Source organism: Stenotrophomonas sp. SMYL41 (assembly GCF_036319965.1).
Taxonomy (GTDB): domain Bacteria; phylum Pseudomonadota; class Gammaproteobacteria; order Xanthomonadales; family Xanthomonadaceae; genus Stenotrophomonas; species Stenotrophomonas maltophilia_R.
The window spans coordinates 17,615-36,386 of the sequence record NZ_JAWIRX010000011.1 but is presented as its reverse complement, the minus strand read 5'-3'; the positions used below and the strand labels follow the sequence as shown (position 1 = coordinate 36,386).

The 18,772-nt window shown below is 65.6% G+C and carries 18 protein-coding genes; 7 read left to right on the top strand and 11 right to left on the bottom strand.

From position 1 onward, the window contains the following. Positions 1-2: 2 nt before the first annotated feature. The 3 genes from pilW to ndk are packed head-to-tail and all read right to left on the bottom strand — an operon-like array spanning position 3 to position 2,416. Complete coding sequence (gene pilW, locus V3B30_RS13845) at positions 3-788, bottom strand: type IV pilus biogenesis/stability protein PilW (protein WP_262084168.1); 786 nt, start codon at positions 786-788, stop codon at positions 3-5. Next, positions 775-1,980, bottom strand: a complete 1,206-nt coding sequence (gene rlmN, locus V3B30_RS13840; RefSeq protein ID WP_005409296.1) for a 23S rRNA (adenine(2503)-C(2))-methyltransferase RlmN — start codon at positions 1,978-1,980, stop codon at positions 775-777. The genes pilW and rlmN overlap by 14 nt, the downstream gene beginning before the upstream one ends. 10 nt (positions 1,981-1,990) lie before the next feature. Further along, positions 1,991-2,416 (bottom strand): nucleoside-diphosphate kinase, encoded by a 426-nt coding sequence (ndk, locus tag V3B30_RS13835; RefSeq protein WP_008265389.1) that lies wholly within the window; start codon positions 2,414-2,416, stop codon positions 1,991-1,993. A 391-nt stretch (positions 2,417-2,807) separates the two neighbouring features. On the opposite strand from ndk, the gene V3B30_RS13830 reads away from it, so the two are divergent. The 3 genes from V3B30_RS13830 (at position 2,808) to V3B30_RS13820 (ending at position 7,181) form a co-directional block, all read left to right on the top strand. Continuing rightward, complete coding sequence (locus tag V3B30_RS13830) at positions 2,808-3,461, top strand: TetR family transcriptional regulator (RefSeq protein ID WP_043397021.1); 654 nt, start codon at positions 2,808-2,810, stop codon at positions 3,459-3,461. A 39-nt stretch (positions 3,462-3,500) separates the two neighbouring features. Then, the gene (locus V3B30_RS13825; RefSeq protein WP_262084167.1) at positions 3,501-5,873 is read left to right on the top strand and encodes a 3-hydroxyacyl-CoA dehydrogenase/enoyl-CoA hydratase family protein; all 2,373 of its coding nucleotides are present in this window, start codon (positions 3,501-3,503) and stop codon (positions 5,871-5,873) included. 99 nt (positions 5,874-5,972) lie between these two features. After that, a complete protein-coding gene (locus tag V3B30_RS13820) occupies positions 5,973-7,181 on the top strand; it encodes an acetyl-CoA C-acyltransferase (RefSeq protein WP_046430192.1) in 1,209 nt (402 codons plus the stop codon). Positions 7,182-7,556: 375 nt separating this feature from the next. On the opposite strand, the gene galU is transcribed toward V3B30_RS13820, so the two are convergent. The 8 genes from galU to cmk all read right to left on the bottom strand — a co-directional run bounded on the left by galU (position 7,557) and on the right by cmk (position 15,843). Continuing rightward, positions 7,557-8,435 carry a UTP--glucose-1-phosphate uridylyltransferase GalU gene (gene galU, locus V3B30_RS13815; protein ID WP_100472037.1) on the bottom strand — a complete coding sequence of 293 codons (879 nt, stop codon included), beginning with the start codon at positions 8,433-8,435 and terminating at the stop codon, positions 7,557-7,559. After that, positions 8,432-10,345: a nucleoside-diphosphate sugar epimerase/dehydratase gene (locus tag V3B30_RS13810; protein WP_100472036.1), complete on the bottom strand. Its 1,914-nt coding sequence runs from the start codon at positions 10,343-10,345 to the stop codon at positions 8,432-8,434. The genes galU and V3B30_RS13810 overlap by 4 nt, the downstream gene beginning before the upstream one ends. A 3-nt stretch (positions 10,346-10,348) precedes the next feature. Then, a complete protein-coding gene (locus V3B30_RS13805) occupies positions 10,349-11,338 on the bottom strand; it encodes a glycosyltransferase family 4 protein (RefSeq protein ID WP_100472035.1) in 990 nt (329 codons plus the stop codon). A gap of 3 nt (positions 11,339-11,341) precedes the next feature. Beyond that, positions 11,342-12,520, bottom strand: coding sequence for a lipopolysaccharide assembly protein LapB (lapB, locus tag V3B30_RS13800; protein WP_005416232.1), 1,179 nt, complete (start codon positions 12,518-12,520; stop codon positions 11,342-11,344). 6 nt (positions 12,521-12,526) lie between these two features. Further along, positions 12,527-12,811: a lipopolysaccharide assembly protein LapA domain-containing protein gene (locus V3B30_RS13795; protein ID WP_100472034.1), complete on the bottom strand. Its 285-nt coding sequence runs from the start codon at positions 12,809-12,811 to the stop codon at positions 12,527-12,529. A gap of 77 nt (positions 12,812-12,888) precedes the next feature. After that, positions 12,889-13,194, bottom strand: a complete 306-nt coding sequence (locus tag V3B30_RS13790) for an integration host factor subunit beta (protein ID WP_005409286.1) — start codon at positions 13,192-13,194, stop codon at positions 12,889-12,891. Between the two features lie 87 nt (positions 13,195-13,281). Beyond that, positions 13,282-14,967 carry a 30S ribosomal protein S1 gene (gene rpsA / locus V3B30_RS13785; protein ID WP_005416230.1) on the bottom strand — a complete coding sequence of 562 codons (1,686 nt, stop codon included), beginning with the start codon at positions 14,965-14,967 and terminating at the stop codon, positions 13,282-13,284. 198 nt (positions 14,968-15,165) lie between these two features. After that, positions 15,166-15,843, bottom strand: a complete 678-nt coding sequence (cmk, locus tag V3B30_RS13780; protein ID WP_014036894.1) for a (d)CMP kinase — start codon at positions 15,841-15,843, stop codon at positions 15,166-15,168. A 197-nt stretch (positions 15,844-16,040) separates the two neighbouring features. Between cmk and ykgO the strand changes: the two genes are divergently transcribed. The 4 genes from ykgO (at position 16,041) to V3B30_RS13760 (ending at position 18,770) form a co-directional block, all read left to right on the top strand. Then, positions 16,041-16,166 (top strand): type B 50S ribosomal protein L36, encoded by a 126-nt coding sequence (gene ykgO, locus V3B30_RS13775; RefSeq protein ID WP_005409283.1) that lies wholly within the window; start codon positions 16,041-16,043, stop codon positions 16,164-16,166. Between the two features lie 145 nt (positions 16,167-16,311). Continuing rightward, positions 16,312-16,641 (top strand): hypothetical protein, encoded by a 330-nt coding sequence (locus V3B30_RS13770; RefSeq protein WP_100472033.1) that lies wholly within the window; start codon positions 16,312-16,314, stop codon positions 16,639-16,641. A 39-nt stretch (positions 16,642-16,680) separates the two neighbouring features. Further along, on the top strand, positions 16,681-17,718 hold the full coding sequence (locus tag V3B30_RS13765) for an agmatine deiminase family protein (RefSeq protein WP_100472032.1): 1,038 nt from the start codon (positions 16,681-16,683) through the stop codon (positions 17,716-17,718). 164 nt (positions 17,719-17,882) lie between these two features. Beyond that, complete coding sequence (locus tag V3B30_RS13760; RefSeq protein ID WP_049442792.1) at positions 17,883-18,770, top strand: carbon-nitrogen hydrolase; 888 nt, start codon at positions 17,883-17,885, stop codon at positions 18,768-18,770. Positions 18,771-18,772 lie beyond the last annotated feature (2 nt).

The following is an 18,772-nucleotide window of genomic DNA, read 5'->3' as shown; positions in this document are numbered from 1 at the left end:
AGTTAGGAGCCCGCTTCCTGCGGAAATTCCTGTCGAATCCGCTGCAGATAGCGATCAGATGCCGCCCGATCGCCCAGCCTCGCTTCGATTTGAGACGCAAGTTGTAACACGGAACGCGTTGCGGGTGCAGCCGCAATCCTACGTTCGGCGAAGGCCCGGGCCTCCATGTAGCGGCCCTGGCGGAAGCTCAGCTGGGCCATCGACTCCAGCGCGACCGGGTTGGCCGGCGCCGCGACGAGGGCCGCACGCAGGTCGCGTTCGGCACGCTCAAGCTGGCCCGCGTCCAGTGCGCAGCTGCCGGCATTGGCCTGCGCCTCGCCCGGGGTGGCATAGCCCGGCGCCTGCAGCGCCCGATCGAACCAGACCAGTGATTCGGCCGCCTGGCCCTGCTGGCACAGCCAGGCACCGTAGTTGTTGAGCACGTCTCCGCGCTGCGGCGCCAGCTCGGCGGCCTTGCGGAAGTTCTCTCCCGCCTGGCGGGTGCGGCCACGGCGGTCGTCGATGCCGGCCTGCAGCACCAGCGCATCGGGGGCCTCGGGCGCCAGCTTCAGCGCTTCGCGTACCTTGCGCTCGGCGGCGTCGAGATTGCCGACCTGCATGTCGCGGGTCGCCAGGGTCAACAGGTCGCGCCAGCGCACTTCGCGCCGCACGCTTTCCGGGTCACCCACCGAATAGACCGGCGCCTGGCTCGGGCCGAGCTTGGCCTTGGGATGGGATTTGCAGCCGCCGACCGCAACGGCCAGCACGCCTGCGAGCAGAACCAGCCAGAGGCGGTCAGGCCGCGGCATCGCTCCCCTTCCCCGCCTGCAGCGTCTTGTTGAACTCCGCCTGGCGGCGGGTGCGGTCCATCACCTGGCCCTTGAGCTGGCCACAGGCGGCGTCGATGTCGTCGCCACGGGTGCGGCGGACCATCGTCAGCACGTTGCTGTCGAGCAGGATCTTCTGGAAGGCGCGGATGTGTGCTTCTTCCGAACGCTCGTAGCGGGTGCCCGGGAACGGGTTGAACGGAATCAGGTTGACCTTGCCCGAATCCTTGGCCTGGACCGCGTTGTCGAACTGGCGCATCAGGCGGGCCAATTCGCGGGCATGCTCGGGCTTGTCGTTGATGCCCTTCATCAGGGTGTATTCGAAGGTGACCGACTCGCGGCGCTTGTTGGCGCGCAGGTAGCGCGCGCACGAAGCCATCAGCTCGGCGATCGGGTACTTCTTGTTGAGCGGCACCAGGGTCTCGCGCAGCGCGTCGTTCGGCGCATGCAGCGACACTGCCAGCGACACGTCGCTTTCGGCGGACAGGCGGTCGATCTGCGGCACCAGGCCGGAGGTCGACAGGGTCACGCGCTTGTTGGCCAGGCCGTAGCCCAGGTCGTCGCGCATCACGCTCATGGCGCGCACGACGTTGTCGAAATTCATCAGCGGCTCGCCCATGCCCATCATCACCACGTTGGTGAGGCGGCGCATCTGGTGCGGCACGTTGCCCAGGTGGCGTGCGGCAACCCACACCTGGCCGATGATCTCGGCGGTGGTCAGGTTGCGGTTGAAGCCCTGGGTGGCGGTGGAGCAGAACGTGCAGTTCAGGCCGCAACCGACCTGCGAGGACACGCACAGCGTGCCGCGGGTCTTGTCGGGGATGTACACGGTCTCGATGGCGTTCTTGCCATCCACGCCCATCGCCAGCAGCCACTTGTGGGTGCCGTCGGCGGAGGGCTTGTCGAACACGATGTTCGGAACCAGCACCTCGGCATGGGCCTGCAGCTTGGCGCGCAGGACCTTGCCGAGGTCGGTCATTTCATCGAAGTCGGTGACGTAGCGATGGTGGATCCACTTCATCACCTGGTGGGCACGGAACTTCTTCTCGCCGAGAACCTCGACGAAAAACTTCTCCAGGCCCGCGCGATCGAGGTCGAGCAGGTTCTGCTTGCCAGCCGTGGGTGCCGACTTCGGCAGCGGCTGGATGGCGGGGGACTGTACGACCTCGTTCACGGCATTACTCTCAGCGCGAAACGACTTCGGTAGCGGCGAAGAAGTAGGCGATTTCAATCGCGGCATTCTCGACCGAGTCCGAGCCGTGGGCGGCGTTGGCATCGATGGATTCGGCGAAGTCGGCGCGGATGGTGCCCGCAGCGGCTTCCTTCGGGTTGGTGGCGCCCAGCAGGTCGCGGTGGGCCAGGACGGCGTTCTCGCCTTCCAGGGCCTGGATCATCACCGGGCCGGAGATCATGAACTCGACCAGCGCGTTGAAGAACGGACGCTCGCGGTGCACGGCGTAGAAGCCTTCGGCTTCACGGCGCGACAGCTGCTTGTACTTGGCGGCCACGACCTTCAGGCCGGCCTTCTCGAAGCGGGCGTAGATTTCGCCGATGACGTTCTTGGCAACGGCGTCCGGCTTGATGATCGAAAGGGTGCGCTCCAGCGCCATGGGATGTCTCCAATGGAATCGGGCCGCGGATGGCCCGAAGGGTAACATGAAAAAAACCCGCGTCGGGACGCGGGCTTAGCCTGATAAACGTAGGCGAATTGTAAAAGATAAAGCGGCAGGGTGGTAGTGGCGGGGGGGGGGGGGGGGGGGGGGGGGGGGGGGGGGGGGGGGGGGGGGCGGGGGGCCGCCCCGCCCCCCCCCCCCCCCCCGCGGCCCCCCCCCCCCCCCCGCCCGCGCCCCCCCCCCCCCCCCCCCGCCACTACCCTTTGCGCCCATTCACCCACCTGAGCGGATTCTGACCGCTCCGGGCATTTTTGCTGCACTGCAAAATGCCATACGCCACCGTCTGGTCCTAGTATCAAACAATCGTTTGATTAAGGTCCGCCCGCCGATGGCCAAACCCGCCCACTTCTCGACCAAGGACCGCATCCTCGGCGCGGCTGAGGAGCTGTTCGCACAGCACGGCTTCGCCGGTACTTCGCTGCGCCAGGTGACCAGCCAGGCCGACGTCAACATTGCTGCGGTCAACTACCACTTCGGCTCCAAGGAAAACCTGGTCAACGAGGTGTTCCGCCGCCGCATGGACGAGATGACCGGCGCCCGCCTGTCCCAGCTCGAACGCGCCCGCAGCGAACACCCCGGGCAGCTCCGCCCGGTGCTGGCCGCCTTCGTCGAGCCGGCGCTGGCACTGGCCCAGGACCGCCAGAACGGCGGCGCCTTCGTGCGCGTGATCGCCCGCGCCTACGCCGAGAAGAACGACAACCTGCGCAAGTTCCTGTCCGACCACTACGGCCACGTGCTGCGTGCGTTCGGCAAGGCCATCGGCGAGTGCGTGCCCGGCCTGAGCAAGGAAGAGCTGTACTGGCGCCTGGACTTCCTCGCCGGCTCGCTCACCTATGCCATGGCCGACTTCGGGCTGATCAAGCGTCCCGCCGGTGTCACCGAAGCGGCGCATCGTGCCCATGCCGCCCACGAACTGATCCATTTCGCCGAAGCCGGGTTCCGCGCCGCCGCTCGCGCCAGCGCCCTGCCCGCTTCCCTTTGATTCCACCCAGTAACTGCTGACCAACAAAGGCCCTACACCATGTCCAATTCCCTGCTAGTCCGCCGCGCCGCCGTGCTGGGTGCCGGCGTCATGGGTGCCCAGATCGCTGCCCACCTCACCAACGCTGGCGTCGACACCGTGCTGTTCGACCTGCCCGCCAAGGAAGGCCCGGCCGACGGCATCGTGCTGAAGGCGATCGCCAACCTGGGCAAGCTGAGCCCGGCACCGCTGGCCAGCAAGTCGCTGGCCGAAGCCATCACCCCGGCCAACTACGAGTCCGGCCTGGAGCAGCTGAAGGACTGCGACCTGATCATCGAGGCCATCGCCGAGCGCATGGACTGGAAGCAGGACCTGTACAAGAAGATCGCGCCGTTCGTGGCCGACCACGCGGTGCTGGCCTCCAACACCTCGGGCCTGGGCATCAACAAGCTGGCCGACGTGCTGCCCGAGCAGCTGCGCCACCGCTTCTGCGGCGTGCACTTCTTCAACCCGCCGCGCTACATGCACCTGGCCGAGCTGATCCCGGCCACCACCACCGACGCCGCCGTGCTGGAAGGCCTGGAAGCATTCCTGGTCACCACCCTGGGCAAGGGCGTGGTGTATGCCAAGGACACCCCGAACTTCATCGGCAACCGCATCGGCGTGTTCTCGATCCTGTCCACCATCCACCACACCCAGCAGTTCGGTCTGGGCTTCGATGAAGTGGACGGCCTGACCGGCCCGCTGGTCGGCCGCCCGAAGTCGGCCACCTACCGCACCTCCGACGTGGTCGGCCTGGACACCATGGCCCACGTCATCAAGACCATGGGCGACACCCTGCCGAACGACCCGTGGCATGAGTTCTTCAAGTCGCCGAAGTGGCTGGATGCGCTGATCACCAAGGGCGCGCTCGGCCAGAAGACCGGTGCCGGCATTTTCCGCAAGGTCGGCAAGGACATCGTCGTGCTGGACCTGGAGAAGCAGGACTACCGCCCGGCTGACCGCGCCGCTGCACCGGAAGTGGTCGAGATCCTGAAGATCAAGAACCCGGCCGAGAAGTTCGCCAAGCTGCGCGAGAGCCAGCACCCGCAGGCGCAGTTCCTGTGGGCGACCTTCCGCGACCTGTTCCACTACAGCGCCTACCACCTGGCCGACATCGCCGAGACCGCGCGCGACGTCGACCTGGCCATCCGTTGGGGCTACGGCTGGTCGTTGGGCCCGTTCGAAACCTGGCAGGCCGCCGGCTGGAAGCAGGTCGCGCAGTGGATTGCCGATGACATCGTCGCCGGCAAGAGCATGAGCAACGCCCCGCTGCCGGACTGGGTGTTCGATGGCCGCGATGGCGTGCACGCCGCCGAGGGCAGCTACAGCCCGTCGCGCAACGCCAAGCTGCCGCGCTCGTCGCTGCCGGTGTACCAGCGCCAGCGTTTCCCGGATCCGCTGCTGGGCGAAAAGTTCGCGCCGGGTGAGACCGTGTTCGAGAACGACGGCCTGCGCATGTGGCACGACGGTGATGGCATCGCGGTGGTCAGCTTCAAGACCAAGATGAACACCGTGTCCGACCAGGTGCTGGACGGCCTGCAGGAATGCGTCAGCCGCGCCGAGAAGGACTTCCAGGGCCTGGTGATCTGGCAGCAGAAGGAACCCTTCTCCGCCGGTGCTGACCTGGCCGGCGCGCTCGGTCTGCTGCAGGCCGGCAAGGTCGACCAGTTCGAAGAGATGGTGGCCAACTTCCAGCGCACCAGCCAGCGCATCAAGTACTCGCTGGTCCCGGTGGTTGCGGCCGTGCGCGGCCTGGCCCTGGGTGGCGGCTGCGAGTTCCAGATGCACAGCGCCAAGACCGTGGCCTTCCTGGAAAGCTATATCGGCCTGGTCGAGGCCGGTGTCGGCCTGCTGCCGGCTGGCGGTGGCCTGAAGGAACTGGCCGTGCGCGCCTCGCAGGCCGCGGGCCCAGGCGGCGACGTGTTCGCCGAACTGAAGAAGACCTTCGAGACCGTGGCAATGGCCAAGGTCTCCAACTCCGCGGTCAACGCCAAGGAACTGGGCCTGCTGCGCAGCACCGACAAGGTGGTGTTCAACAGCTACGAGGCCCTGCACATCGCCAAGGCCGAAGCGCGTGCCCTGGCCGAGGCGGGCTATCGTCCGCCGCTGCCGGCACGCCGCATCCAGGTCGCCGGTGACGTGGGTATCGCCACCTTCAAGATGATGCTGGTCAACATGCTGGAAGGCCGTTTCATCAGCCCGTACGACTACGAGATCGCCGAGCGCATCGCCACCGTCCTGTGTGGCGGCAAGGTCGACCGCGGCACCCTGGTCGACGAAGAGTGGCTGCTGACCCTGGAGCGCAAGCACTTCGTCGAACTGGCCCAGCAGGAAAAGACCCAGGCCCGCATCGCGCACATGCTGAAGACCGGCAAGCCGCTGCGTAACTGATTGATGGCGGGTGCCGACCTCTGGCCGGCACTTCTCTGCTTCTGGTGGGTGCCGACCGTCGGTCGGCACTCCAGCTAAAAAATTCGAGAGATCACTGCAATGACCAAGCAAATCCAGGACGCCTACATCGTCGCCGCCACCCGTACCCCGGTTGGCAAGGCGCCCAAGGGCATGTTCCGCAACACCCGCCCCGACGACATGCTTGCGCACGTATTGCGCAGTGTCGTCGCCCAGGCCCCGGGCGTGGACGTCAACCGCATCGATGACGCCATCATCGGCTGCGCCATGCCGGAAGCCGAGCAAGGCATGAATGTGGCTCGCATCGGTGTGCTGCTGGCCGGCCTGCCGAACACCATCGCGGCGCAGACGGTGAACCGTTTCTGCTCCTCCGGCCTGCAGGCCGTGGCGCAGGCCGCCGATGCGATCCGCCTGGGCAACGCCGACCTGATGCTGGCCGGCGGCACCGAGTCGATGTCGATGGTGCCGATGATGGGCAACAAGATCGCCATGGCGCCGAGCGTGTTCGACAACGACCACGTTGCCATCGCCTACGGCATGGGCATCACTGCCGAGAAGGTCGCCGAAGAGTGGAAGGTCTCGCGCGAAGACCAGGACGCCTTCGCCCTGGCCTCGCACCAGAAGGCCATGGCCGCGATCCAGAACGGCGAGTTCAAGGACGAGATCAGCCCCTATGAGATCGTCTCGCACCTGCCAGACCTGGCCGATGGCCAGCGCATCATCACCCGCAACAAGATCGCCGACACCGACGAAGGCCCGCGCCCGGATTCCTCGGCCGAAGGCCTGGCCAAGCTGCGCCCGGTGTTCCGCAACGGCCAGTTCGGTGGCACCGTCACCGCCGGCAACTCGTCGCAGATGAGCGACGGCGCCGGCGCGGTACTGCTGGCCTCGGAGCAGGCGATCAAGGACTACGGCCTGACCCCGCTGGCCCGCTTCGTCAGCTTCTCGGTGGCCGGCGTGCGCCCGGAAGTGATGGGCATCGGCCCGATTGCCGCGATCCCGAAGGCACTGAAGCAGGCCGGCCTGACCCAGGACCAGCTGGACTGGATTGAACTGAACGAAGCATTCGCCGCGCAGTCGCTGGCGGTGATCCGCGATTGCGGCCTTGATCCGGACAAGGTCAACCCGCTGGGCGGCGCGATCGCCCTGGGCCACCCGCTGGGTGCGACCGGCGCGATCCGTACCGCGACCCTGCTGCACGGCCTGCGTCGTCGCCAGCAGAAGTACGGCATGGTGACGATGTGCATCGGCACCGGCATGGGCGCGGCGGGTATTTTCGAAGCGCTGTAAGGTTCAAGGCGTGCCGGCGGACGTTTCGGTTCGCTGTGGGGCCCGGGTGGGTGAGACTGCCCGGGCCATCCAATATTCCCCGCGGCGTAGGGATGAGCAAAAGCAGTAGGTCCATGCCATGCGTGGATGCTCTGGAAGCAAGAAAGGCAGCCATCGGCTGCCTTTCTTGTTTCTGCTCCGCTCTTGATTCCGCCCTTCCCGTCCGCGCCCACGGGAAATCTGACAGGTGGGACGGGTGGACCTTTGCAGGACCGTTGGCGCCATGGATGGCGCCATCGAGCCCCCATGGACGGGTTTACGGTGTGTCCTGCAAAGGCCCACCCATCCCGCCCATCACGTATCAATCAAGGCGCTGCACGGAGCGCTCGATAAACCTTATTCCGCCAACATCGCCGCCAGCTTCTCCCGCGCCGGGCCAGCCAGCTTCGGGTTGTCCAGCGCGAAGCGGATCGTCGCCTCGACCAGCCCCAGGTGCGTGCCGCAGTCGAAACGCGTGCCCTCGAAGCGATAGGCATCGACCTCTTCGGTCTTCAGCAGCGCCGCGATCGCATCGGTCAGCTGGATCTCGCCACCGGCACCCGTGCCGGTCGCCTCCAGCAGTTCGAAGATCTTCGGGCTCAGCACATAGCGGCCGACCACGGCCAGGTCGCTCGGCGCGTCCTCCGGCTTCGGCTTCTCCACGATCTGCGAAATGCGACCCTTGCGGCCGTCGAACGCATCAGTGGCAACGATGCCGTAGCTGGCAGTCTTGTCATGCGGCACGTCTTCGACGGCGATCACGCTTGCACCACTGGCCTCATTGAGGTCGGCCATCTGCTTCAGCGCACCGGCACCCCGGTTCCAGATCAGGTCGTCGGGCAGCAGCACGGCGAAGGGTTCGTCGCCGATCACCGCCTTGGCACACAGCACGGCATGCCCCAGGCCCAGCGCCTCGGCCTGGGTCACGAAGATCGCGCGCACGCCATTGGGCAGCACGTGGCGGATCAGCTCCAGCTGCTCCTGCTTGCCAGCGCGCTCGAGCTTCTGCTCCAGCTCGTAGGCCTTGTCGAAATAGTCAGCGACCGCGTGCTTGTAGCGGTTGGTGATGAACACCAGCGTATCGCAGCCGGCTTCAATCGCCTCATCCACGGCGTACTGGATCAGCGGCCGATCAATGATCGGGAGCATCTCCTTCGGCACAGTCTTGGTTGCTGGCAAGAAACGTGTCCCCAGCCCTGCCACCGGGAAAACTGCTTTGCGGATTCGCTTGCTCATTGGTGCCTGTTTGCCTCACGTGCCGGAAAAGGCACGACTTTAGCGGATGAAATGTAAGCATCCTGTTCGATTGGCGAGAATTCCGGCATCGTCGCAAACAGGATTTCCTGGATGCTGGCAGTGTCGTAGCTGGCAATCGCCTCACGCAGGCGCGGGACGTTGCCCAGCACCAGATCCCGCGAGAATGCACGCACGCCGGCCTCGAGAATCTTCGGGTGTGCGGTGGAGCGGTAGTCTTCGTCCGAATAGAACAACGTCTCGTGCAGCTTCTCGCCCGGACGCAAGCCGGTATAGATGATCTGGATGTCCTTGTACGGTTGCTTGCCGGTCAGGCGGATCATCTGTTCGGCCAGCACGCGGATCGGCACCGGCTCGCCCATGTCGAGGGTGTAGATCGCGCCATGCGAGGCCGAGGCGGCCGCCTGCAGGATCAGCTGGCAGGCCTCGGGGATGGTCATGAAGTAGCGGCTGACTTCCGGATCGGTGACAGTCACCGGGCCACCGCGCAGGATCTGCTCGCGGAACAGCGGCACGACGCTGCCGGCCGACGCCAGCACGTTGCCGAAGCGCACCGTGACGAAACGAGTGTGCGTGGACTTCTGGTCCAGGCTCTGGCAGATCATCTCGGCGTAGCGCTTGCTTGCACCCAGCGCATTGACCGGATCGACCGCCTTGTCGGTGGAGATGAACACGAAGTGCTCCACGCGGGCCTCCAGGCAGGCGCGGGCCACGTTCTCGGTCGCCAGGATGTTGTTGCGCACCGCCTCGCGCAGCTGGCGCTCCAGCACCGGCACATGCTTGTAGGCCGCAGCATGGAAAGCGGTATCGACCGGGTGCAGCGACAGCGCGTAGCGAATCACCGCCGGATCGCCACAATCGCCCAGCACTGCCTCGATCTCGACATCGGGGAAGCTGCGACGGAGCTCGCCTTCGATGGTCAGCAACAGCAGTTCACTGATTTCCAGCAGGATGATGCGGCCGGCACCATGGCGCGCGCACTGGCGACAGAGCTCCGAGCCGATCGAACCACCGGCGCCGGTGACCATCACGGTGCGCCCGCCCAACCAGCCGCGGATCAGGTTCCAGTCCGGCATGATCGGCTTGCGGCCCAGCAGGTCCTCGATCGCCACTTCCTTCAGCTGGCCCGGCAGCGACTGGCCCTGCAGGATGTCACTGAGCTTGGGCACGGTACGGAACGGCACGCCGGTGCTTTCGCAGATCGCGACGACGCGCTGCATGCCCGCAGCATCCAGCGACGGCATGGCAATGACCAGCAGCTTGGCAGCAGTCTCGCGGACCACCGTCGGTGCGTCATCCAGGGTGCCGAGGATCGGCAGGCCCTGCAGCTTGGCACCACGCAGGTGGGGTGCATCGTCGAGCAGGCCGACCGGCTCGAAGTTGCCGGAACGGCGCAGGTCGCGGACCAGGGTTTCGGCGGCCTGGCCGGCGCCGAGGATCAGCACGCGACGGGCGCTGGAATCGGACTGCAGTGCCTGGTAGTCCTTCCAGGCCCGGTACAGAAGGCGCGGCGCACCCAGCAGCGCCGACAGCGCGAACGGATAGATCACCAGCACCGACATCGGCACGCCGTCGAAGCGCTTCCACATCAGCACCAGGACGATGGCCACCATTCCGATGAAGCTGGCCTTGAAGATGTTCAGCAGGTCGCTGACGCTGGCGAACCGCCACAGGCCGCGGTACAGGCCCACGCGCCAGAACACCAGGCCCTGCAGCAGCAGGACCAGGGTGGTATCGACGTTCCACAGAGGTAGCGCCGGGGCGTTGGGCAGGATCGAGTAACGCCCTGCATGGAGCAACTGCCAGCATGCCCAGACCATGAAGAGGTCGTGGCAGACGATGGCCGAACGCGGCATCAGGCCGAGGATTCTGTCCCGCCAGGGTGAAGCCATAAGTCAGGTAATTCCTTGTCGGTGGCGCATTCCATTGCGCAGGAGGAGCCAGAGGACGCTCAGCGCGATGAACCACGCGATCGCCACGGCAGCCTCCCACCTCGGCTGCAAATTGGAGCAGACATTGAACACTGTAATACTGAACAGGCCCAAAGCAAAGTACATCCCTGTCACCTGGGGGTGACTGGCTCCTGCCTGCACCGCGCGCTGGTAGACATGCTGGGTATGGGGTTCCATCCAGCGTTGTCCTGAAATGATGCGCGCCAGCAGTGTGAAGCCCGCGTCCACAAGGAACGGCGAAACCGGTACCAGCAGCAGCAGCCAGTTGATATCGGTCCGCACGCTGGCGAGCGCCAGCACGGCGGCGACCGCATACCCCAGCGCGCCACTTCCGACATCGCCCATGAAGATCCGGGCCCGAGGGAAGTTGAACGGCAGGAATCCGAGGCACGCCAGCCCCAGGGCCACAGCGGCAAGTGAGTACGGCCACGGCAGCACCGGCACCAGCCCCAGCATCGCCACGACGGCCTGGCTGGCGGCAATGCCATTGATGCCGTCCATGAAGTTCCAGATGTTGATCAGCGAGGCGGTGAACAGCAGCACCAGCGCCGCCAACAGCCAGCTGCCACCGTTCACCTTGACCAGGCCGGCCAGCAGCGCCGCAGCGATGAAATGCACCAGCAGGCGACGCATCGCCGGCAGGGGCCTGTGGTCGTCCCACCAGCCGATGCCGGCCACCAGCACCAGCCCAAGGCTGGCCACCAGCACACTGGGCGTGCTTTCGGGCCAGGCCCAGATGGCCACGCCAGCAGTCACCAGCAGGCTGATGACGATGGCGATGCCGCCACCGCGCGGGGTGGCGACGCTATGGCTGCGGCGTTCGCCGGGCTGGTCCATCAACTGCTGGCGCAGTGCATAGCCGCGTGCAGCCCAGGTCAGCAACGCACTCAGCAGGGCGAGCCCCAGCAGCGCGCCCATCACAAGCCAGGGCATGGATCAGAGCACCGCGTAGTTCAGCAGCGGCTTGACCGTTCCCCATTCCTTGCAGCTCGGGCACTGCCAGTGGTGGGTACGCGCACCGAAGCCGCAGCGCGTGCAGCGATAAGCCGGGTTGCGCACCAGCAACTGGTCGGTGATGTGCTTGAGGTCATGCAGGGTGGCGGTGGAATCGGCCCCCTCGGCGAGGGTCAGGTCGATCAGCGCGGACTCACCCCGCACCGACGGCCGATCCTTGAGCTGGCGACCGAGGTAGGCACGGGCCGGAGCCACGCCCTCCTGCTCTTCCATCAGCCGGGTCAACGCCAGCACCGGGGCAATGCCGCGGTAATGCTCGGTCATCTCAGACAGGAAGGCACGTGCGCCGGCCAGGTCGCCGACCTTGCGATAGTTCTGCATCAACGCCGGCAGCAGTTCCGGCAGGTACTCAGGATCGTTGCGCGCGGCGCGCTCAAAGGCGCGCACGGCAGCTTCCGGATTGCCCGCGTCGGTTTCCAGCCGGCCCTCGATGATACCGGCGCGCACCGACATCGCATCGGCCTGATAGGCCCGGGCGATCGCTGCCCTCGCCTCTTCCAGCTTGCCGGCACCGCGGAACCGCTCGGCCAGCTCGCACTCGAACTGCCCGATCAGCTTGCCCATCGGCTCGCCGGTGACGTCCTCGAAACGGGTGGCGTTGTCGATCGCCTTTTCCCAATCGCGTTCGGCCTGGTAGATACCGATCAGGTGCTTGAGCGCCTGCGGTGCACGTTGATCCAGCTGCGCCAACTCGGTGAATACAGTCTCGGCACGATCCAGCAGGCCGGACTTCATGTAGTCCTCGCCCAGCGCCAGCAGCGCCTGCACGCGCTGCGCGTCACTCAGGTCATGGCGGTTGACCAGACCCTGGTGCAGGCGGATGGCGCGGTCGACTTCACCGCGGCGGCGGAACAGGTGGCCCAACGCGACCTGGGTCTCGAAGGTTTCCTTGTCCAGCTCGGCGATGTGCAGGAACAGCTCGATGGCCTTGTCCGGCTGCTCGTTGAGCAGGTAGTTCAGGCCACGGAAATAGGTGCTCGACAGGCGGCTGACCTGGCTGTCACCGTGGCGTTGACCACCACGCCGCCCGATCACCCACCCGGCCAGTGCGGCCAGCGGAACGAACAGGAAGAACCAGAACCACTCGGTGACGAAATCCATCTTCGATCAACGTCCATCAAAAGATTGCGGGGAAGCCACCGGTGCCGGCGAAGCGACAGCGGACTTGTTGGCACGGCGCAGCTGGCCGTAGAGCGGAATGACCACGCTCACCAGCACCAGCCCGGCACCGACCACGACACCGACCAGCAGCGCAGCGATCAGGGCCACGCCCACCGAGGTATGCAGTTCGGTAAACAGCAGATTGATCGACATCGCGGTCATGTTGACCGCACCGATGATCAATCCAAGGATCAGCACCGCCAGCAGGACCAGCAGACGAAAAACCTTCATGCGACAGCTCCAGTGGCAGGAGTCCGTAGCTTATCCGACTCGCGGCTGGATTCGCACGCGGTGGCGCGACGGAAGGCTCAGGCCGGATCGGCGTCCAGCGGCAGCACACTGCTGACCCGCTCGCGCAGTTCCTTGCCCGGCTTGAAATGGGGGACATGCTTGCCCGGCAGGGCAACCGATTCGCCGGTCTTCGGGTTGCGACCCAGGCGCGGCGGACGATAGTGCAGCGAGAAGCTGCCAAAACCCCGGATTTCGATGCGATCCCCGGCGGACAGCGATCCGCCCATCATTTCCAGCAACGACTTCACCGCCAGATCGACATCATCGGCCTTCAGGTGCGCCTGGCGGCGCGCAAGGATTTCGATCAGTTCGGATTTGGTCATTACCGGCTCACATCAGGGGCATCTCAGCCTGAAACGGCCCGGGCAATGCCCGGGCCGTCCAGGAAACAACGAACAGCGTAAGGCCGATTACTCGGACTTGTTGCCGTTCAGCTGTGCACGCAGCAGCGCGCCCAGCTGGGTGGTGCCGCTGGAAGCCGAAGAGGACTGGTATTCCTCCAGCACTTCGCGCATTTCCGCGTCGTCCTTGGCCTTGATCGACAGCTGCAGGGTACGGCCCTTGCGGTCCATGCCCACAAACTTGGCTTCGACCTTGTCGCCGACCTTCAGGTGCTGGGTGGCGTCGTCAACGCGCTCGTTGGCGATGTCGCGGGCCGAGACGTAACCTTCGATGCCGTCAGCCAGCTCGATGATCGCGCCCTTGGCGTCGACTTCCTTCACCACGCCTTCGACCTTGGAGCCCTTCGGATTGGCAGCCATGTACTGGCCGAACGGATCCTGCTCCAGCTGCTTCACGCCCAGGGAGATGCGCTCGCGCTCCGGATCGACAGCCAGGACGACGGCGTCCAGGGTATCGCCCTTCTTGAAGTTGCGAACGACGTCTTCGCCGGTGGTGTTCCAGCTGATGTCCGACAGGTGGACCAGGCCATCGATGCCGCCGTCCAGGCCGATGAAGATGCCGAAGTCGGTGATCGACTTGATCTGGCCCGAGACCTTGTCACCCTTCTTGTGGGTGGCAGCGAAGGTTTCCCACGGATTGGCGGCAACCTGCTTCATGCCCAGCGAGATGCGGCGACGCTCTTCATCGACGTCCAGCACCATCACTTCGACTTCATCGCCAACCTGGACAACCTTGGACGGGTTGACGTTCTTGTTGGTCCAATCCATCTCGGAGACGTGCACCAGGCCTTCGACGCCCGGCTCGATCTCAACGAACGCACCGTAATCGGTGACGTTGGAGACCTTGCCGAAGACGCGGCTGTTGGCCGGGTAACGACGGCCGATGTTGTCCCACGGATCCTCGCCCAGCTGCTTCAGGCCCAGCGAAACGCGGTTGCGCTCGCGGTCGAACTTCAGCACGCGGACGTCCAGCTCGTCGCCGACGTTCACGACTTCCGACGGGTGACGCACGCGCTTCCACGCCATGTCGGTGATGTGCAGCAGGCCGTCGATACCGCCCAGGTCCACGAATGCGCCGTAGTCGGTCAGGTTCTTGACGACACCCTTCAGGATCGCGCCTTCCTGCAGCTTGTCCATCAGCTGCTCGCGCTCTTCCGAGTGCTCGCTTTCGACGACAGCGCGGCGCGAGACCACGACGTTGTTACGCTTGCGGTCCAGCTTGATGAGCTTGAACTCGAGCTCCTTGCCTTCCAGGTAGGCCGGATCGCGCACCGGGCGCACATCGACCAGGGAACCCGGCAGGAAGGCGCGGACATCCTTGATGTCCACGGTGAAACCACCCTTGACCTTGCCGCTGATGCGGCCGGTGATGGTTTCGTTCTTTTCCAACGCTTCTTCCAGCTCGTCCCACACCATCGCGCGCTTGGCCTTCTCGCGCGACAGGACGGTTTCGCCGAAGCCGTTCTCGATCGAGTCGAGGGCGACCTTGACGATGTCGCCTTCGGCGACGTCGATTTCGCCAGCGTCGTTACGGAACTGTTCGATCGGCACGATGCCTTCGGACTTCAGGCCAGCGTTGATCACCACGACGTCGCCGCGGACTTCAACAACGGTACCGCTGACGATGGCGCCCGGCTTCAGCTTGGCCAGATTGGCCTGGCTGGCTTCAAACAGTTCGGCAAATGATTCGGTCATTAGATTTACTCTGTTGGACACATGGGTCGGTGGCGTCCCCTTCAGGGGAATGGCGACCGCCCGCCTGTTGGTCGACCCCGGAAACGCAGGTCGTGTGTAGTAGGAAAACCGCCACGCATCATTGCGCGACGGAGCTGGTACAGCACTGCTATGCGCGACCACCGCCGATGCTGCTGGCAGTGCTCCCGCGCGAACGGATCAGGCAGCCGGAACCGGAAGCAGATCCATCACTCTGGCAACGACATCATCGATGCCGATGCCTGTGGTGTCGATGAGGACAGCATCGTCTGCCGGCTTCAGGGGCGCCACGGTACGCTGAGCATCACGGGCGTCGCGGGCCATGATCTCGCGCAGGAGGTCATCAAAGTTAACAGAAACCCCCTTGTCTTTCAACTGCTTATGCCGGCGCTCGGCGCGCTCCTCGGCACTGGCGGTCAGGAAGACCTTGTAGGAGGCGTCCGGGAAGATCACCGTACCCATGTCGCGGCCGTCGGCGACCAGGCCCGGCAGCTCCCTGAATGCGCGCTGGCGCTCCTTCAGCGCAGCCCGGACCTCGGGAATGGCGGCAATGGCCGAGGCCAGCGCCCCGGTGGTCTCCAGGCGCAGCTCGTCGGTGGCATCGGTGCCGTTGACCATGACCCGCATGGCATCACCCTGCTCGACAAACTGAACGTGGGTGTCGAAGGTGCATCGAACCAGCGCCGAGGCATCGGAGGTATCGATGTCGGCCCAGCTTGCAGCCACCCCCACCGCCCGGTACAGCGCACCCGAATCCAGGTAATGCCAGCCCATCCTGCGCGCGATGATGCGGCTGATGGTACCCTTGCCGGCCCCGGATGGGCCGTCGATGGTCAGGACGGGAGCGAGTGGATTCATGGGGGTCCCAGAGCGTGTGAAGAGGCCATTCTAGCCCCTGCCAGACGCCCCGAGCGGGATCTTTTGTGCAACCACTTGAAACCACGAGGAAAAGCCCGGTAGAATGGCGGGCTTGAACGAGCGTCAACTGCCGATTGTCTTTCGCATATCGCGGCCACGCTCCACCCGAACAACTACTGTTTACGCCGAGGTATGCCATGAAAGTCCTGTCCTCCCTGAAGTCGGCGAAGGCCCGTCACCGTGACTGCAAGGTCGTGCGTCGTCGTGGCAAGATCTTCGTCATCTGCAAGTCGAACCCGCGTTTCAAGGCGCGTCAGCGCTAAGCCTCACAGCCTTCCGGCTGCGGCTGGCCCTGCGCGGGGCCGACCCGATGCAAGAAACCGCCTTCGGGCGGTTTTTTGTTTATGCGGCTTTTTCCTGCCGTTTTTGCTGTAATCGCCTTTCTTGACCACTGGGGAGTAGATCGAGATGAAGCGTTACCTGTCCGCCCTGGCCGTGATGGCCACCCTGGCCGCCGCCACACCGGCACTGGCCGATACCCTGCTTGTCGACCGTGCCCGCGAGAAGCCGGCCGGTGCCGTGCCCGTGCGTGGCCAGAGCATGCAGCAGGTGCAGGCGCAGTTCGGCGCACCAAGCGAGCAGCTGCAGCCGCGTGGCGGGCAGAAGCGTCAGTGGCCGACCATCAACCGCTGGGTGTACCCGCAGTTCACCGTCTACTTCGAGAAGCAGAAGGTGATCAACGTGGTGGCCAACCAGGCGGACCCGAACGAAATCGGCCCGAAACCGCCGATCCGTTGATCCCATTACCCGCCGTGGGCGGGCCTGTGTAGCGAGACCATGAACCAGACCCTTCGTTTTCCTGCCGAGTGGGAAGCCCAGAGCGGCGTCCTGATTGCCTGGCCCACCGCCGACACCGACTGGGCCGACCGCCTGGGCCAGGTGGAAGAGACCTACATCGCCCTGGTCGCGGCCATCACCCGCTTCCAGCCGGTGCTGATCTGCGTGGCCGACGACGATGTGGAGACCTATGCCGAGATGCGGCTGCGTTCCAACCGCATCGACATGGACAAAGTCCACTTCACTACGGCGGCGTACGACGATACCTGGCTGCGCGATTCCGGCCCGATCACCCTGCGCCGTGCCGACGGCGGGTTCCAGCTGCTGGATTTCCGCTTCACCGGCTGGGGCGGCAAGTTCGACGCCACGCTGGATGACCAGCTGGTAGGCGTGCTCGACCAGGCCGGCGTGTTCAACGATGCGCCGGTGCGCAGCATTCCGTTCGCGCTGGAAGGCGGCGGCATCGAAACCGATGGCGAAGGCACCCTGCTGACCACCTGGAAGTGCCTGCACGAGCGCCATCCGGACCGCGACCGCGCCAGCCTGAGCGCCGACCTGGCCGACTGGCTGCAGCAGGACCGCGTGCTGTGGCTGGACCACGGCTACCTGGAAGGCGACGACACGGACGCGCACATCGATACCCTCGCCCGCTTCGCTTCGACCGACAGCATCGTCTACCAGGCCTGCGACGACGAGAGCGACTCGCATTACGCCGAACTGCAGGCGATGGGCAACGAACTGGCCGCGCTGCGCACAAAGGACGGCCAGCCGTATCGCCTGTTCCCGTTGCCGTGGGCGCAGCCGGTGATCGACGAAGGCCGCCGCCTGGCCGCCTCGTACGCCAATTACCTGATCGTCAATGGCGCGGTGCTGATGCCGGCCTATGGCGATCCGGCCGATGATCTGGCCCGCGATGTGCTGGCGCAGGCGCACCCGGGCCGGGAGATCGTGCAGGTGCCCTGCCGCTCGCTGATCTGGCAGAACGGCAGCCTGCACTGCATCACCATGCAGCTGCCGGCGGGGTTGTTGAAGGCGTAAATCGCGCGGTAGCGCCGGGCCATGCCCGGCGAGCGCAGCGGCATCTGGAAAATCCGCCGGGCAGGGCCCGGCGCTACCGGTTGCGTGCACCCATTCAGCGCGCGACACGCCGTCGCCGCCCATCCGCGCTAACATGCTGCTTTTCCCCCGCAGGAACGCCCCGCATGAACTCGCGCAGCCCCCTTACCGTCGCCCTGATCCAGGAGCGCAACCACGGTGATGCCGCCGCCAACCTGGCGGTGATCGAAGCACGCGTGGCCGAGGCGGCTGCGCAGGGTGCCAAGCTGGTGCTGCTGCAGGAACTGCACAACGGCCCGTATTTCTGCCAGCACGAATCGGTGGACGAGTTCGATCTGGCCGAGCCGATTCCGGGCCCGAGCACCGAGCGCCTGGGCGCGCTGGCGAAGAAGCATGGCGTGGTACTGGTCGGCTCGCTGTTCGAGCGCCGCGCTGCCGGCCTGTACCACAACACCGCCGTGGTGTTCGAGAAGGATGGCACCCTGCTCGGCAAGTACCGCAAGATGCACATCCCGGACGATCCGGGCTTCTACGAGAAGTTCTACTTCACCCCGGGCGACATCGGCTTCACGCCGATCGACACCTCGGTGGGCCGCCTTGGCGTGCTGGTCTGCTGGGACCAGTGGTACCCGGAAGCGGCACGCCTGATGGCGCTGGCCGGTGCCGAACTGCTGCTCTACCCGACCGCGATCGGCTGGGATCCGGACGATGTGCAGGACGAGAAGACCCGCCAGCGCGACGCCTGGGTGCTGAGCCACCGCGGCCACGCCGTGGCCAACGGCCTGCCGGTGCTGAGCTGCAACCGCGTCGGCCACGAAGCCTCGCCGCTGGGCGCGTCGGGCATCCAGTTCTGGGGCAACAGCCACGTGCTCGGCCCGCAGGGCGAGTTCCTGGCCGAAGCCGGCACCGACGCCACCGTGCTGCTGTGCGATGTCGACCTGCAGCGCAGCGAGCACGTGCGCCGCATCTGGCCGTTTCTGCGCGACCGCCGCATCGACGCGTACGGCGACCTGCTCAAGCGCTACATCGACTGAGC